The organism is Lentimonas sp. CC4, assembly GCF_902728235.1.
GTDB lineage: Bacteria > Verrucomicrobiota > Verrucomicrobiia > Opitutales > Coraliomargaritaceae > Lentimonas.
On sequence record NZ_CACVBO010000001.1, the window covers coordinates 62,778 to 79,579 of the forward strand.

Here is a 16,802-nt window from a genome sequence, read left to right on the forward strand (position 1 = left end):
TCTACCATGAGCAGCACACTTACAGAACCTACCGCACCCGCGACCACGCACGACGATCACGCGCTCAAGCCCGAGAAAAGTAATCTCGGACTCAAGCGCCCCGACCATAGCAAGAGCGTCATCATCGACTGGCTCACCACGGTGGACCACAAGAAGATCGGCATCATGTATGGTGCGATCGCACTCTTCTTTCTGCTTGTCGGCGGTGTTGAAGCGCTGATCATTCGCGCACAGCTCATCGTGCCAGAAAATGACCTCGTCTCTGCAGAACGCTACAATCAACTGTTCACCATGCACGGCACCACGATGATTTTCCTCGCGGTCATGCCATTGAATGCCGCGTTCTTCAATTTCCTCGTGCCCCTTCAGATCGGTGCGCGTGACGTGGCATTCCCACGCATCAATAGCTTCAGCCTGTGGACCTTCGTCGCAGGTGCGCTCGTCCTCAACTTCAGTTGGTTGATGCAAGCATTTGGCGAACTCGGCTGGTTCACCGCCTCTGGCCCCACAGCCGGCATGACGGACTTCGTCCCTGGCATGGGTTGGTTCGGCTATGCGCCATTGACCGAGCGCCAATTCACTGGCGTCGGCACCGACTTCTGGATCATGGGTCTGCAAATCCTCGGGATCGCCTCGTTGAGCGCGTCGATGAATTTCATCGCCACGATTATCAACATGCGCGCACCGGGCATGAAGATGATGCGCCTACCAGTCTTCACTTGGATGACCTTGATCGTCTCCCTACTGATCGTGTTCGCATTCCCTGCGATCACCATCGCGCTGGGGCAGCTCATGTTCGACCGCGTCTTTGACACCAGCTTCTTCCAGATCTCCGAAGGTGGGCAGCCGATCCTCTGGCAGCACTTGTTCTGGATTTTCGGTCACCCCGAAGTGTATATCCTCGTGCTCCCTGCCATGGGTATCGTCTCTGAAGTCCTACCAACCTTCTCAAAGAAGCCACTGTTCGGCTATTCCATCGTGGTATTCTCCGGCGCAGTGATCGGCTTCCTTGGATTCGCAGTTTGGTCGCACCACATGTTCACGACTGGCTTGGGCAAGGTCGCAACGGCCGCTTTCTCGCTGTTGACGATGGCCATTGCGGTGCCAACGGGAGTTAAGATTTTCAACTGGATCGGCACGCTCTGGGGTGGTCGCGTCCGTTTCGATGCGCCGATGATTTTCAGTGTCGGTTTCATCTGGATGTTCATGATGGGCGGTTTCTCTGGCATCATGCACTCTGCGGCTCCTGCGGATGCGCAGCAGCAAGACAGTTACTTCGTGATCGCCCACTTCCACTATGTGGCGATTGGCGGCATTTTGTTGGCATCGATCAGCGGTCTATATTTCTGGCTACCGAAGATGCTCGGCAAAATGTGGGCAGGTAAGCTCAGCACATGGGTCGCTATTTTTGCAACGATCGGCTTGAATGTAACCTTCTTCCCGATGCACTTCCTCGGATTGATCGGCATGCCGCGCCGCACACACACGTATCTTTCCGGATTCGGATGGGATGGCTACAACATGATCTGCACCATCGGCGCATTCATCTTGGGCTTCTCCATTCTGCTCTTCGTAATCGACATCATATTACTCATGACAAAGGGCAAGCCAGCCGGCAATGACCCCTGGAATGCACGCACGCTGGAGTGGGCAACCACCTCGCCCCCTCGCTGCTACAACTTTGCCAATACGCCCATCATCCCTGCACGCGATGCACTTTGGGAGCACAAGCACGGCGCGGAGAACCGCAAGATCACATTCCTCGACGAAGCGAAGCACGGCATCCATATGCCAAGCCAGTCATGGATGCCAATGGTCGCCTCATTCGGCTTCATTCCGCTCGGCCTCGGACTCTGCTTAATGCAAGCCGGGGTGCCATACATGGGCTACGTCACGATTAGCGGACTCGTAATCATCACGCTCGGCGCCATCCTATGGGCGATCGAAGGCCCTGGCGGCTATCACCTCCACCCGAAAGAAGACGAGATCTAAGCCACTGATTTTAGTATTTCAGCATCTCAATATTTCAGCATTTCAGCATTTCTTACACAATGAGTGACGCCAAACCCGCCCACAACGACAGCCATCACAAACTGATGGTCGACAACAAGAAACTCTTCATGTGGTTGTTTCTTGGTTCCGACTGCATGTTTTTCGGCACCATGATCTCCACGCACCTGATATATCGTAAGTTATATCCAGAGTCGTTTGATCCGACCTCCCTCTTCAGCCTCGAGCTCACCTCCTTCTCGACTTTCATCCTGTTGATGAGTTCGGCGCTCATGGCATTCGCAGTATCCGCGATGCATAAGGGCAACATGAAGAGCTTCCGCCGCAACACACTCGGCGTGATTTTCTTCGGCCTGATCTTCCTAGCCTGCCAAGTCTATGAGTTCACCGAATTCACCCACGCGGGACTAACACTCAAGAGTGGCACCTTCGGCTCGACCTTCTACATGCTGACTGGCACGCACGGAGTGCACGTTGCAATTGGTGTCTTCTGGCTGATCTGCATGTATTTCTACTCACACACAGGAAAAATGGATCCGCACGAAAGTGCCGTCGATGTTGAAGTCGCGGGGCTTTACTGGCACTTTGTTGATATCGTCTGGATTATCATCTTCACCGTGATCTATCTGATTGAATTCATTCAATAATACGCACCATGTCTGATACACATTCTACAACACACGCCGACCACAGCGGCGAAGCACAAAAGCATCACACCTTTATCAATCTCGCACTCGTGCTAGCCGCGATCACTGGGATCGAGTTGGTGCTCGTTTACTTGCCCATCCACGAAGCCGTCGTCTTCAGCTCGCTGATTGCCCTGTCGCTGTTCAAATTTTTCAGCGTCATCGCATGGTTCATGCACCTGATTTACGATAAGATGTTACTGACACTCGCCTTCGGCACTGGCCTAGCGATCGCCTCCGGCACCGTCGTCGCCTTGATGTTCATCATGGATCGCAGCTTCGTCGACTTTGAAGCAATCTCTGCGTTCTAGCATAAAATCAGAGTTGAGATTTCTAAGGACGACAGGAAACTGTCGTCCTTTCTTTTTGCGACTATCAGCAATTCGCCATTATTCATTAATCACAATGCAACTACACTGGCATACCGAGCCCCTGCTACTGATCACACTCTTGATGGTCGGCTGGCTCTACGCGCTCGGCGTCGGCCCCTTGCGTGAGCGAATTGCCCCCGGCACCCTATTTCCGCGTGGCAAAGTCATCTTATTCTACCTAGGCCTGATCATCGTGTATCTCGCCGTGGGCTCGCCCCTGGATCAAATCGGCGAGCAATTCCTTTTCTGTGCCCATATGACGCAGCACATGCTGCTGATCTACGTGTGCCCCGTGCTCTTCATCTTCGGCACGCCCGCATGGTTCATCGACTGGCTGCTCAAGCCTGAACCGCTGCGCAAACTCATGCATGTGCTCACCCACCCTGCCTGTGGTGGCCTGCTGTTCACCTTCGTCTACACAGCGTGGCACATTCCTGTGCTCTACGAAGCGGCACTTCACGATAAACGTATCCACGTGCTAGAGCACTGGACGATGTTTTCGCTCGGAATACTGATGCTCTGGCCCTACTTGACCAACTCGACACGCGTGCCACGCCGCAGCTACGGCGTTCGCATGCTGGCAATATTCCTGCTCATGGTCGGCCAACTCCCCGTCTTTGCCTTCCTCACTTTCGCAGGTGAAGCCATTTACCCAACCTATGCGTGGGCACCTCGAATCATTGACCTCGACCCACTCAACGACCAGATCCTTGGCGGCATCATAATGAAAGTCGTAAACATGGGTTTTTCCCTTACAATTTTAGCAATATCCTTTTACCTTTGGGCTCGAAGTGAAGAACAGGACGACCTTCCAGCGACTAGCCCAGTCGCGCACTCCTAAGTTCGATCTTCCTTTTTTTCTTTTTACTCAATGACTTGGGAAATTTATTTCGTTTTTGCACTGCTAATCTTCGCGATCGTAAGCTTCATTTGGGAGCGTATCTCGGCGGACCTCACTGCAATCACTGTCTTCGGTGTGCTGATTTTCGTCAGCATGATCAGCAAGAGCGAAGAGCTACCGAACCTAGAATCAATGCTCGGCGTGTTCGGCAACTCAGCACCACTGACCATTGCCGCAATGTTTATTGTCAGCGGCGCCCTCGAGCGCACTGGCGCAATTGACCTGATCACTAGCTACCTGCGTCGCATGGTCAAACTCCCCTACCGGAGCTTCATCTTTATCATGGTGATTGGTGTGGCCGGTGTTTCCGCGTTTATCAATAACACACCCGTCGTGATCGTATTGATGCCCGTCGTGCTCACGCTTTCACGAGAAATGGGAATCGCCTCCTCCAAACTACTGATCCCACTCTCCTACGCCTCGATCTTTGGCGGCACTTGCACCCTACTAGGCACCAGCACCAACCTACTCGCCAGTGGCATCCTCGTGGACTCTGGCCACGAGCCGATTGGTATGTTCGAGCTCGCAGCAGTTGGCCTGCCCATCCTCGCATTCGGCTCCCTCTACCTCGTGCTCTTCGGCAACAAGCTGCTGCCGCACCGCGAAACCCTCACCTCCATCCTCAGCGATGAAGAGCGCAAAGAGTTTATGACCGAAGCCTTCGTCCGCCTCGGCTCCGAACTCAAAGGCCAAACCGCGCTCGAAAGCGGCATGCTCAAAGGCCGCGGCATTCGCCTACTCGAAATCGTGCGCCACGGTGTCGCCGTCAAGGGTGACCCCAAGCGCACTAAACTTGAAATCGGCGACCGACTCGTGCTCGCCTGCCGTCCGTCTGGTGTAGCCGAAGCCAACTCGATCAAAGGCATCGCCCTACATGGCGAGATCTCTGCAGGCCTGGAAACCATTGCGATGGACGAAGGTGCCATCGTCGAAGGCGTCGTCGGCCCGCACGCCACGATCCTGGGCAAGACGCTCGGCGAAATCAACTTCCGCCAACGTTTCCGCATGGTCGTCGTCGCCGTGCACCGCAAAGGGCACAATCAACGCGACCGCCTTGATAGCCTGCGCCTACAACCGGGCGACACTCTACTCATGATGGGCTCCACCAAGGCGATCAACTCCCTCTCGACCAGCGAAGAGATCATTTTACTCGACCGACCGCGCCTCCCCGCCCGCAGCGTCCGCGCAAAGATGCCCATCGCGATCGCGGTCACCACGACCATCGTCACCCTCGCCACACTCAACCTCGTGCCCATTGTCGCAGCCGTCACACTCGGCGTCGCTATTCTGATGCTCACCGGCTGCGTAAAACCGAAAGACGCGTATGCCTCGGTCGAATGGAGTATCTTGATGATCATCTTCGGCATGCTCGCACTCGGACAGGCCATGGACTCCACAGGAGCCAGCCTGATGATCGCCGAAAATATGATCGGGCTCGTGCAAAGCTTCGCACCCGAGCACTTACAAAACGTGCTAATGCTCGCATTCGTCTACATCATCACCTCGACCTTCACTGAATTTCTCTCAAACAATGCCGCTGTCGCACTGATGGTGCCCATTGCGCTCGGTATCGCAGCGACACTCGGGATCGACCCACGCCCGTTCGTCGTAGGGGCATGTATCGCGGCCTCCGCGAGTTTCGCGACACCGATCGGCTACCAAACCAACACCTACGTCTATGGCGTCGGCGGTTATCGCTTCTTCGACTTCACCAAAGTCGGCCTGCCACTAAATATCATTTGCTTTATAGTGACCGTCGCCGTCGTGCCACGATTCTGGAGCTTTTAAATAGGGCGCCGGGACACCCTCGTATCGGTCGGAATCACATAGTAGAACGTAATTCGATGAAAAAACTTCTCCTGCTACTACTCATCTGGATAACATCCGTTTTCAGCGGTCATGCGGAAGAAATCACCTTGAAGTGGACAACACCTCAACTCCTTCAGATTCGAAACCAAACGAAACAACCGATCTACTATTTCGGGCACAAAAGCCTCCCATTCCATAAAATAGAATACCGAGATGACAACAATTGGTCAGAAGGCGCGCCCCTATTTTGGTGCGGAACAGGCACAGGCAAGTTCGAAATAAAACCAAACGAAACTTTGGAATTTAGCCCCAGGAAATCAGGCTACTCACTCAAACGATATCGTATTTGCCTAGAAGTGAGCTCTTCTCTCCAGAAAAAACACACTCTATATGCAGAATTGAAGATTCCAGAGGATGCACATAAAATCCGGCAGAGACTCGAATTTGAAGAGAATCAAGCAGCAAGACTGGAAGAAGTCACCAAAATCAAGAACTTCAAAGAGCAAGAGAAAGCGCTCGTCAGCTACATCAAAATGAAGCCCAACCAATACTTTATAGATAAAGCGAATTCAGAGCTGAAACTCACTAGAAATTACATACTCATGGGATTTACAGGCAGAGATGAAAATGGAAAGTTAATCAAAAAGAGCACAGAAGCCGCTACAGGCGAATAAATGCACAAGTGTCCATCCGAGGGAACCTCATTAAATCTTAACCTTACTCTTTATCCGCACAAAAGCGCGCAGGAGATTAGGATTAAGAGTATCACCACTCCTCACTCTCACCCGCCACAGGCGTCACTCTCAGCGAAGCTGAGCCCTCACTACATCTAATTCAGCTAAGCTGAATTAGATGTAATACATATCATTGGAGTCCTCCACGACAAAGGCCTCCAGCGTGTAGCTACTGATTTTTTTCTGAAATTCGACGCCGATCTCGCCCCAGATACCTGCGACGCGCTCGCCCGAGTGCCCTGCTTCGTCAAAATTGCGCTCCAATAGCTCGCCATCGACCGCAGCGACAATCTCATCTAAACGAATGCGTTCCGGCGCACGTGAGAGCGCATAGCCGCCCTGCTTGCCGCGCTTACTGATAATCAGCCCCGCATTGCGCAATTCATTCAGAATCTGCACGAGGTAATTCGCCGGGATTTTTTCGGCATCAGCTAATTCATCGATATGAGCCAAAGTCTCCTGCCCATGGGAACGGGCAAGTTGGGCCAAAACGCGGCAGGCATATTCAAGCTTATGAGAGAGTTTCACAGCGCTTAAGTTAGGCTCTTGACTCAAGAAGTAAACTTAAAACTAAGCCCCCAGAATAAGCCACCGACAAAAAGCACATAAGCCACTCTTTATCATAGCGATAGCGCACACTAAAAAAAACTATATAAATGTCACTTTTTAGTGGTCAGAGGCTTGATTCACGAACATAAATACGCGCTTATGTCAGAACAAGAAAAGCCTGAAGATTTACAGCCTCAAAAGCCTCGAAAAGATGTCGCCGACGACGCCCCTAAGGACGTCTATGACTCTTCCAAGATTCAGAAGCTTGAGGGACTAGAAGGTGTCCGTAAACGCCCCGATATGTATATCGGCGACACCAACGAACGCGGACTCCACCACTGTGTGTTTGAGATCGTTGACAACTCGATCGACGAAGCCCTCGCCGGCTACTGCTCGCAGATTACCGTCAGCATCCACAACGACGGCTCCTGCTCCGTTGAGGACAACGGTCGCGGCATCCCGGTCGACATCCACCCGAAGTATAACATCCCCGCCCTTGAGCTGGTGATGACCAACCTGCACGCAGGTGGTAAATTCGGCAAAGGCGCCTACCAAGTCTCTGGTGGCCTCCACGGCGTCGGCGCGAAGTGCGTGAATGCGGTCTCCGATTGGTTCGAGGTCGAAGTTCGTCGCGATGGTAAAGTCCACAAGATGGAGTTCTCGCGCGGCAAGACGACTTCCAAGATGAAGATCATTGGCGAGACCAAGCGCAACGGCACACGTATCGCATTCTCCCCTGACCCTGAGATCTTCGAGACAACCCGCGAATTCAAATCCGAACTCCTAGGCAAGCGCCTACGTGAGCTCGCATTCCTGAATCCTGGCATCCACATCACTTTCGTCGATGAACGCAGCAACAAGAGCACCAACTTTATCTTCAAGGATGGTATCTCTGAATACGTCAGCTTCCTGAACGAAAACAAGAACGTCGTGCACGAGGATCCAATCAGCTTCCACGGTGAAGCACCGACTCCGAATCCCGACCTCGACGCCAACATCGTCGTCGACATCGCGCTGCAATACAACGACAGCTATAACGATCAAATTTACGCTTACGCCAACTCGATTCACAATATCGAAGGTGGCACGCACCTTTCTGGTTTCCGCACCGCACTGACCCGCGTGGTCAATGCTTACGCAAAGCAGAATAACATGATCAAGGAGAAAGACCCTAACCTCAGTGGCGATGACACGCGCGAAGGTTTGACTGCGGTTATTTCCGTTAAAGTCCCAGAACCACGTTTCGAAGGACAGACCAAGACCAAACTCTCCAATGGTGAGGTTGACGGCATCGTTCAAAAGATCACTGGCGAGCAACTCAAATACTATTTTGAGACGAATCCGCAAACCGCCAAACGTCTCATCGAAAAGTGCCTTCACGCCGCTCGCGCTCGTGAAGCCGCACGTAAGGCTCGCGAAACCGTCCGCAAGGGCGCGCTCTCCGGAGGCGGCCTCCCTGGCAAGCTAGCTGACTGTTCTTCTAAAGATCCAGCGATTTCCGAGATCTATATTGTGGAAGGTGACTCTGCGGGTGGTTCCGCTAAGCAAGGTCGTGACCGTGCGACACAAGCGATTCTCCCAATCCGTGGTAAACTGCTCAACGTTGAGAAAGCGCGCTTGGACAAGGTGCTGAACAACAACGAAATCCGCAGCCTGATCACCGCAATGGGCACCGGTATTGGTGACCACGAAGGCGATGGAGCATTCGATGCATCCAAAGCGCGTTACCACAAAATCATCTTGATGACCGATGCGGACGTCGACGGCGCCCACATTCTAACGCTACTCCTCACCTTCATCTTCCGCCAAATGCGCGGACTGATCGAATCAGGATACGTTTACATCGCGCAACCGCCGCTGTATAAGATCAAGCGTAAGCGTCGCGAGCAATACATCGACAATGATGCACAGCTCAATCGCATCCTACTCGAGCTTGGCACTGAGGACGTGAATTTCGTCCGCCTTCGCGACAACAAGGATCTCGACAGCGAAACCATCGAAAAGATCGTCCAGATCCTCTCTCGCATGGAAGTCGTCGGCCGCGGCGTCTCACGCTACGGTTGCGAATTTGCGACTTATCTCGATCAGCATCATAACGAGACACACGAACTACCGCGCTACATCGCTCGTATCCGCACAGGTAACGTCGAAGAGTTCCGCTATCTACGTAACGACGACGAACGTGCAGCCTTCCACGAAGAATTCGGCCTAGCCGATGCCGACGCAAGCGACACGCTCAACCGCGAAGTCGTCAACGACGCAGGCGTCACCGTGCAGCAACGTGTATCACTTCACGAAATCTACGAATCCACGGAGATGACGAAGCTACTACGCGACCTCGCTGAGACTGGTATGGATATCACCACATTCACAAAGACTGAGGAAGCGCGCTATCAGTTGATCGAAAATAAAGGCGATCCAAAGAAGGAGAACATCATTGAGCTCGGATCCATCATCGAACTCATCGAAAACATCCGCGCGATTGGTCGCCGCGGCCTAAGCATCCAACGATACAAAGGTCTCGGGGAAATGAATCCGAAGCAGCTCTTCGAAACCACCATGGATCCGAAGACACGTAACCTGCTCAAAGTCAGCATCGCCGACGCCGCAGTCGCCGACGGCATCTTCTCCATGCTCATGGGTGAAGACGTTCCTTCCCGCCGCGCCTTCATTGAAGATAACGCGCTGAATGTTTCATATCTCGATGTTTAAACATAGAGATAGCAAACATTCAGAAATTACGAATTAAGAATTACGAATTAAAAGTTAGCATTACAAATCGCTAATTTGAATTATCAATTAAAAGAGAGAGAGTTAAAAAAATAGAAATCTAAAGAATACAGAGAGCAGCTTTACCGCATTCCTAATTCTTAATTCCTAATTTTTAATTCTTTTTAAAACTCCGTTTTAAAAAAAGCTCATGTCCGAAGAACTCCCACCAGAATTCCCACCAGAAATTCCAAACGATGCAGATCGCGCGGAAGTCACATCGATCATCGATATTATGCAGACCGCATACATCGACTATTCGATGTCCGTTATCGTCAGCCGTGCATTGCCCGACGTTCGTGACGGTTTCAAACCCGTGCAGCGCCGTATTCTCTACGCAATGCTCCGTGAAGGCCTCCTCCACAACCGCAACTTCGATAAGTGCGCCGGTGTGGTCGGGGAAGTTCTAAAGAACTACCACCCACACGGTGACTCCTCAGTTTACGACACGCTCGTGCGTCTCGCTCAAAACTGGGTCATGCGCTACCCGCTGATCAAACCGCAAGGTAACTTTGGTTCGATCGACGGCGATCCCCCTGCTGCCTATCGTTATACCGAGTGTAAACTTGAAGCGATTGCAGAGGACATGCTCAAGAACATCGACGAAGATACCGTCGACTTCGTGCCCAACTATAAGGAGAGCACCACCGAGCCTTCCGTCCTCCCTGCCGCGTTGCCCAATCTTTTGATGAATGGCTCGACTGGTATTGCAGTCGGCATGACCACCAATATCCCGCCACACAATCTGAGCGAGATTATCGACGGCGCTTGCGCGATCATCGACAATCCAAACATCAGCTTGGATGAACTCATCGAGATCATCCCCGGCCCCGACTTCCCTGGTGGCGGCTTCGTGCACGGCACCGCCGGCATCCAAAGCTATCTCCGCACTGGTCGTGGCATCGTCCGCACCCGTGGTATCGCTGAAGTCGTCGAGACCAAGGGCAAGGAAGAGATCATCATCTCCGCCATCCCTTACAACGTGAACCGCGCCTCACTCGTGATGCGCATCGCGGAGCTCATCACCGATAAGTCCATTGACGGCATTGCTGACCTGCGCGACGAGTCCACCGAGACCACACGTATCGTCATCGAGCTGAAACGCGGTGCGATCCCTCGCGTCATCATCAATCAACTCTACAAGAGCACCGCACTGGAAAGCTCGTTCGGCGTCATCTTACTCGCACTCGACAACCGTCGCCCGAAGCAGATGAACATCAAGGAAATGATCGCTTGCTACATCGATCACCGCCGCGAAGTCATCTACCGCCGCACACAGTTCAAGCTGCGTAAGGCAGAAGCGCGCGCGCACATCCTCGAAGGCTTCCGCATCGCACTCGATAATCTCGACGATTTCGTTAAGATCATCCGCGCATCGAAGAACCGCGACGAAGCGAAGACAAACTTGATGGCGAAATATCCCATCTCCGAGTTGCAGACCAATGCGATTCTCGAACTCCGCCTCTACCAGCTCACTGGTCTCGAACGCGGCAAGATCGAAGAAGAGTATGCTGCACTCATGGAGCTCATTGCTTACCTACGCGACATTCTCGACAACGAGCACCGCCTCTTGGAAGTGATCAAGGAAGAGCTGCAAGAAATGAAGGAGAAATACGGCAACGCACGCCGCTCCGAAATCCTCGCAGTCGATGGCGATCTCAGCATGGAAGACATCATTCCAAACGAAGGCTGCATGATCACCATCACACACAAGGGCTTCATGAAGCGCACCTCCCTCGACGAATACCGTTCACAGAAACGTGGCGGCAAGGGCGTCATCGGTTCCGGCCAGTATGACGACGACTTCGTCGAGCACCTCTTCACTGCATCTACCCACGACAATATCATGTTCTTCATGAACAATGGCCGTGTGTATGTTGAAAAGGTCTACAACCTGCCAGAAGGTTCACGTATTGCTAAGGGTCGCGCACTCGCCAACATCCTGGAGCTTCAAAAGGGCGAACAGATTGCAGCAATGATTTGCGTCGACGGCTTCGAAGAGTCCGAGCAACGCATCGTCCTCGCCACCGAAAAGGGTGTCACCAAGAAGACCATGCTCTCCGACTATAAGAACCACCGTAAAGGCGGCCTGATCGGCATCAACATTGACGAAGGCGACAAGCTCATCGGCGCACGCCTTACCACAGGCGGCGACGACATCATGCTCGTTACTAGCAACGCGCAATCCATCCGCTTCCCTGAAACCGATCTCCGCGATCAAGGACGTGCCACACGCGGCGTCCGCGGCATCAAGCTCAAGGGCGAGAAGGATAAAGTCGTTGCCATCGAAATCGTCGACGACGAAGCCAAGCTCCTCATCGCAGGTGCCAACGGCCTCGGTAAGCGCACCGACTTCTCCGACTACCGCGTCCAATCACGTGGTGGCTCTGGTATCATCGCAATCAAGTCCGACAAGGTCGCAGGCGCACTCAGCGTCACCGATGCCGACGAGATCATGATGTTCACCAAGAAGGGTCAAGCCGTCCGCAGCCCAATCGGCGATGTTCGCATCACCGGCCGTGCCGCAAGCGGTGTCAAACTCGTCAACCTGGCAGCCAGAGACTCCCTCATCGGCATCTCCAAGGTCATCGCCTCTGACGAAGAGGAAGCTGGCGATGAAGCAGTCGAAGTGATCGAAGGCGAATCACCTGCAGCAGATGCAGCAACGGAAGCTCCAGCAGCTGAAGCCACTCCAGAAGCACCCGCAACTGACGAGCTAGACCTCTTCTCCGAATCGGACGAGGATGAGAAAGCATAAGTAACACGCCTCCAAGCATTCCAAACAAAGGCCGTTCCGCAAGGAACGGCCTTTTTTGTGATGAATTCGCAGGGTCACAATTCACCACGACTGCTCATGGCACCCGCGTTCCACAGGAGAGATGAACCTAAATACGGCAGTAGGCTTAAGTTCAATTTTAGAAACCACGAATTGACACGACGTAGGTCTGCGGCACGACTGAGCTCGCCGAAGTCCGGAGATGGCGAAGCAATCTGACAGGTCGCCAAAATGGCGAAGAGCTTCTTACCCTTAGCTCACATCCATGAGCTATATAAGTATTTGTGAGCATGCGCTTTCTGGGATTTATTCGCGTGGATCTGCGTAGATTGCTACGCCATCTACGGCAGACCTCCGTCGTAGTTTTAACTCACCTTTTTAGGTTTATTTAGGATGAACTGAACTCCCCCTCCCGCCGATAAAGGCGAGTAAGCCCAAGCCTACCCTCCATTACACAGAAAAGCCCCCAGTCGATTAGGACTGAGGGCTTAAAAAATGGAGCGAGCGAAGAGGTTCGAACTCTCGACATCCACCTTGGCAAGGTGGTGCTCTACCAATTGAGCTACGCTCGCTTCTTTGGAAGAAGTCGCAAAGAATTCTAAATTCGCGGCTCCTGTCAATGCGTTTTCAAAAAAAAATTATTTTGTCAGATCTAAATCAATTGTCAGCTTACGGCGCACCGTATCTGGCAACGCAAATAAGTTGTTCTCACGCAACGCATCAGCGATCTCATCACTCATTAAGACACGGTGTAATTCTTGGACCCGTGCTTCGTCGCGAGCGTTATAAATAATATAGAATGCCAAGCGGATCGGATAGTCACCATAGTGGACATTGTCATCTGTAGGCCCAAAAGCGGGACCGTCAGCCTCGCTAGAGATCATCAGCGCTTTGACCTTCTTGTTCTTTGGCAAACGTGGCATAATTGCGATCGATGCCGCATCGGAAACCAATAACTCTTCCACCTCGGCATCTTTCACCTCGGCGACTGTCGTTTTCATATGCCCTCCGCTAAGAACCGAAAACTTAAACAATTCGAGCGATATACTCTCTTCGGTCTGTGCGGCAAGTGGCTTAATCGAGCGATTCCCCCAACCGGAAAGCCCCATATCTCCCCAAGATGTGTAGTTAAACTCTTCGTCGGAACCGAAAATACCACCAAGACGCGCCATGCTCATTTCATCAATCGGATTACTCTCATTGACCGCAACGACAGCGACATCATAGGCAAAAGGGAATACCTTAAACTCGTCGCGCGGCACCACTGCATTTTCCGGCACCGCGATAATAGCCACATCAATTTCGTCAGAACGCAACTGATCTAGCGCAGGCAAACTTCCGATACTATCGATCTCAAACTTGATCGTGTGCTCTGCTCCGTAAACTTGTAAGGGCTCAGTAATAAAATCAGCCAACAGATCGGAGGCCGCGATACGGATTTCTTCGGCACCAACGGGTGCCACCACAGCAGCGGCTAGAAAAAAGAAGGAAAGACGTGATAGCATAATTAAAGTCAACGAAACAGAGGGGACTAATAAAAAACGAGGTATTCACATTTCTGACGGACACTGAAACAGAGTCAAACTCTAAGCTAAATCACTGAGAACGCGCCAGAGCCGCTATTTATCGACGTCCAATTCAGGCCACTGCGTGAGCTTACGATGCAAGGTGCGTCGACTGATCCCCATCAACTCAGCAGCACGCGTGCGGTTGCCGCTGGCTTTGATGAGCGCGTTGCGCAACAGCCGTTTCTCGTTATCCTCTTTGCTTAAGGTGACACTGGAGGTGACAATCTCAGAAACCATTGATTCACCCTCTTGGACTTGATACTTCGGGTCTAGATCATACTCGGTCACTTCACTGCCGCGCTTGAGCACCACGATATTCTCACAAAAATTACGCAGCTCGCGGATATTACCTGGCCAACGATACGCGCGCAGCACGTCGAGCGCCCCCTCAGTCAAACGAACTGGCTCCACACCATTTTCTTCGCTAAACTCCTGAATATAGTGGTTCAGCAAAATAATGAGATCCTCCTCACGGTGCCGCAGTGCAGGTAGATGAATCGTCACCACATTGAGTCGATACAGTAAATCCTCACGAAACTCGCCGGTTTTCGACATCGCCGTGAGATCACGGTTCGTCGCACACACCAGACGCACATCGATATCCACCGTTTTAGAGCTGCCAAGGCGCTCAAAACTACGTGTCTCTAAGAAACGCAGCAACTTAACCTGCGTGGAGGCATCAATCTCCCCGATTTCATCAAGAAACAAGGTGCCGCCATCCGCAGCCTCGAAGCGGCCGATCCGTCGCTCAGTCGCACCAGTAAACGCGCCCTTCTCATGACCAAAGAGTTCACTCTCCAGAAGATTCGCTGCCAGCGCGGCACAATGCACCGGCACAAAAGGCTTACGCGCACGCGTGCTGTTTTGGTGAATTGCCTGTGCGACCAACTCCTTACCTGTGCCCGTTTCACCTTCGAGCAATACAGTTGCCCGCGACGGTGCCACAAGTTTCACCTTATCTAAGACATCGGTGAGCCCCGGCGAATTGCCCACAATCCCACCAAAACTGTATTTCTTATCTAGGCGCTCATGCAGCACCATATTTTCGGCCTCGATCGTCCGTGATTGCAGCGCGCGCTTTATAATAATCTCCAGCTTTTCCAAACTCACCGGCTTGGTCAAAAAATCAAAGGCCCCACGGCGCATCGCCTCAACCGCAGTTTCGACGTTGCCATAGGCCGTCATCATAATACAGATCGGCCGATTCGGCAGCGCAATAGCATAGTCAATCACCTTCAAACCTGACTTTCCGGCCATCCGTAGGTCAGTCAAAACAACATCAAACGTCTCAGCCTCCATTAAGTTAAACGCCTCTTCGGCACCAGAGGCCAAATACACCTCATAGTCCTCCTCGAGCGCGAGGCTCAGCCCCTCACGGGTGTTCTTTTCGTCATCGACTATCAATATCGTTGCAGGCATATGAGACAATAAGGCACAGTTCATTTCAAAATGCAATTTCTCATTATTTTCTAGGAAACCTCTTGCACGATACCCTGTCATTGATCTCCTACCGCTACGCGTTTTTTCCGTTAATTACCATTATGAGTTCAGAATCTTCACCCACTCCTCCAACCAACGAAGCTTTAGAAACCGCCATCGCGTGGATACCGACCCTACGCCAAGAAATCAGCCGCGTCATCGTCGGGCAGCGCTACTTGGTGGACCGGCTGCTCGTCGGTCTACTCGCGAATGGCCACGTGCTCCTCGAAGGCGTCCCTGGCCTCGCGAAGACCTTGAGCATTCGCACACTCGCCACAGCAACAGACGCCGATTTCAAGCGTATCCAATTTACCCCCGACCTGCTACCAGCTGACGTCATCGGAACGCTCATCTACAGCCCGAAGGACAGCACCTTCCACACGCGCAAGGGGCCTATTTTCGCCAACCTCGTGCTGGCCGACGAAATTAACCGTGCTCCCGCAAAGGTGCAGAGCGCGCTACTCGAGGCCATGCAAGAGCACCAAGTGACCATCGGTGATACGACTTACCCGCTGCCAGAGCCGTTCCTCGTGCTCGCCACCGAAAATCCGATCGACCAAGAAGGCACCTATCCACTGCCTGAAGCGCAGGTCGACCGCTTCATGTTGAAGCTCAAGGTCGGCTACCCGAGCAAGGAAGAAGAGCGAGAGATCCTCGACCGCATGTCCTCGACGGATCCAAATCTGACCGTCGATGCCGTCACCACTCTCGAGGCAATCAGCCAAGCGCGCAAACATGTGAACGAGGTCTATGTCGATCCGAAGATCCGCGACTACATTGTGAATCTGATCCTCGCTACACGTAACCCAGAAGATTTCAATTTAAAGCTCGGCCAATACATTCAATTCGGCGCCAGTCCGCGTGCCACGATTAGCCTCACCCTCGCCTCCAAAGCTTGGGCATTAATGCAAGGCCGCTCTTACGTGATCCCGCAAGACATTAAAGAGATTGGCATGGACGTATTACGCCACCGCGTGATCCCGAGCTACGAAGCCGAAGCCGAAGAAATCACCAGCGAAGACCTCGTGTCATCGATCTTCGATGCCGTGCCAGTGCCTTAGAGAATTAGGAATTATCAATTAAGAATTAGGAGTTTCCACATTCCCAGTTTTCAGCCTTTCAGCGTTTCAAAATTTCAGCGTTTCAAAAA

Annotated in this window: 12 protein-coding genes and 1 tRNA gene; 9 read left to right on the plus strand and 4 right to left on the minus strand. The window is 52.5% G+C overall.

Annotated features, from left to right (window positions below):
* Window positions 1-6: 6 nt before the first annotated feature.
* The 6 genes from GZZ87_RS00300 (at window position 7) to GZZ87_RS00325 (ending at window position 6,451) form a co-directional block, all read left to right on the plus strand.
* Window positions 7-1,992: a cbb3-type cytochrome c oxidase subunit I gene (locus tag GZZ87_RS00300; protein WP_162025998.1), complete on the plus strand. Its 1,986-nt coding sequence runs from the start codon at window positions 7-9 to the stop codon at window positions 1,990-1,992.
* Window positions 1,993-2,051: 59 nt separating this feature from the next.
* On the plus strand, window positions 2,052-2,657 hold the full coding sequence (locus GZZ87_RS00305) for a heme-copper oxidase subunit III (RefSeq protein ID WP_162025997.1): 606 nt from the start codon (window positions 2,052-2,054) through the stop codon (window positions 2,655-2,657).
* A gap of 8 nt (window positions 2,658-2,665) precedes the next feature.
* Window positions 2,666-3,007, plus strand: coding sequence for a cytochrome C oxidase subunit IV family protein (locus tag GZZ87_RS00310; RefSeq protein WP_162025996.1), 342 nt, complete (start codon window positions 2,666-2,668; stop codon window positions 3,005-3,007).
* Window positions 3,008-3,101: 94 nt separating this feature from the next.
* Window positions 3,102-3,908: a cytochrome c oxidase assembly protein gene (locus GZZ87_RS00315; protein WP_162025995.1), complete on the plus strand. Its 807-nt coding sequence runs from the start codon at window positions 3,102-3,104 to the stop codon at window positions 3,906-3,908.
* Between the two features lie 30 nt (window positions 3,909-3,938).
* On the plus strand, window positions 3,939-5,756 hold the full coding sequence (locus tag GZZ87_RS00320; RefSeq protein WP_162025994.1) for an SLC13 family permease: 1,818 nt from the start codon (window positions 3,939-3,941) through the stop codon (window positions 5,754-5,756).
* Between the two features lie 56 nt (window positions 5,757-5,812).
* Window positions 5,813-6,451 (plus strand): hypothetical protein, encoded by a 639-nt coding sequence (locus tag GZZ87_RS00325; RefSeq protein ID WP_162025993.1) that lies wholly within the window; start codon window positions 5,813-5,815, stop codon window positions 6,449-6,451.
* Window positions 6,452-6,625: 174 nt separating this feature from the next.
* On the opposite strand, the gene GZZ87_RS00330 is transcribed toward GZZ87_RS00325, so the two are convergent.
* A complete protein-coding gene (locus GZZ87_RS00330; protein ID WP_162025992.1) occupies window positions 6,626-7,039 on the minus strand; it encodes an Rrf2 family transcriptional regulator in 414 nt (137 codons plus the stop codon).
* 180 nt (window positions 7,040-7,219) lie between these two features.
* On the opposite strand from GZZ87_RS00330, the gene gyrB reads away from it, so the two are divergent.
* Both gyrB and gyrA read left to right on the plus strand, forming a co-directional pair.
* Window positions 7,220-9,772 (plus strand): DNA topoisomerase (ATP-hydrolyzing) subunit B, encoded by a 2,553-nt coding sequence (gyrB, locus tag GZZ87_RS00335; protein WP_162025991.1) that lies wholly within the window; start codon window positions 7,220-7,222, stop codon window positions 9,770-9,772.
* Between the two features lie 208 nt (window positions 9,773-9,980).
* On the plus strand, window positions 9,981-12,587 hold the full coding sequence (gene gyrA, locus GZZ87_RS00340; RefSeq protein ID WP_162025990.1) for a DNA gyrase subunit A: 2,607 nt from the start codon (window positions 9,981-9,983) through the stop codon (window positions 12,585-12,587).
* A gap of 514 nt (window positions 12,588-13,101) precedes the next feature.
* Here gyrA and GZZ87_RS00345 read toward each other — a convergent pair.
* The 3 genes from GZZ87_RS00345 to GZZ87_RS00355 all read right to left on the minus strand — a co-directional run bounded on the left by GZZ87_RS00345 (window position 13,102) and on the right by GZZ87_RS00355 (window position 15,592).
* Window positions 13,102-13,177: transfer RNA gene (locus tag GZZ87_RS00345), tRNA-Gly, on the minus strand.
* A gap of 66 nt (window positions 13,178-13,243) precedes the next feature.
* Window positions 13,244-14,110 carry a substrate-binding domain-containing protein gene (locus GZZ87_RS00350; protein ID WP_162027008.1) on the minus strand — a complete coding sequence of 289 codons (867 nt, stop codon included), beginning with the start codon at window positions 14,108-14,110 and terminating at the stop codon, window positions 13,244-13,246.
* A 114-nt stretch (window positions 14,111-14,224) separates the two neighbouring features.
* A complete protein-coding gene (locus tag GZZ87_RS00355; protein WP_162027009.1) occupies window positions 14,225-15,592 on the minus strand; it encodes a sigma-54 dependent transcriptional regulator in 1,368 nt (455 codons plus the stop codon).
* A 122-nt stretch (window positions 15,593-15,714) separates the two neighbouring features.
* Here GZZ87_RS00355 and GZZ87_RS00360 point away from each other — a divergent pair, with 122 nt between their 5' ends.
* On the plus strand, window positions 15,715-16,713 hold the full coding sequence (locus GZZ87_RS00360) for a MoxR family ATPase (RefSeq protein ID WP_162027010.1): 999 nt from the start codon (window positions 15,715-15,717) through the stop codon (window positions 16,711-16,713).
* The last annotated feature ends 89 nt before the right edge of the window (window positions 16,714-16,802 follow it).